We start from the raw sequence: 355 nt of genomic DNA on the forward strand, positions 1-355 counted from the left end.
GCCGCCGTCGACATAGCGGAAGCGGTAGCCGACATCGGCCTTGACGTTGCAGGTCACGTCGATGGTCGCGCCAGCCATCAGGGCACCGGTCGCGCGCCACGAGCCCTTGCCGCCGTGTTCAACCGAATCATCGCACAGCGCCGGGTTTCCGGTGGCGCAGGACGTGTTGCGCAGCTTGTCCCATTTCACATAGGTCGCACCGATACCGGCGCCGACATAGGGCGTGAAATAGGCGTATGTGCCGAGATCGACATAGACGTTGGCGAGAAGGCTATACGCCCTCATCGAGGCGCGATCCTTGGAGATGCAGTCCGTCGCCACGCCGCAGCTGCCGCTTGTCGACCCTTCAAAGTCG

General features: G+C 63.4%; 1 protein-coding gene. It reads right to left on the reverse strand.

What is annotated here, in order from left to right; all coding sequences use genetic code 11:
* Positions 1-355, reverse strand: a 355-nt coding sequence (locus ASF70_RS16735; protein ID WP_244474058.1) for an opacity family porin, incomplete at both ends; no start/stop codon positions are given.

It is taken from the genome of Rhizobium sp. Leaf321 (genome assembly GCF_001423215.1).
Classification (GTDB): domain Bacteria; phylum Pseudomonadota; class Alphaproteobacteria; order Rhizobiales; family Rhizobiaceae; genus Neorhizobium; species Neorhizobium soli.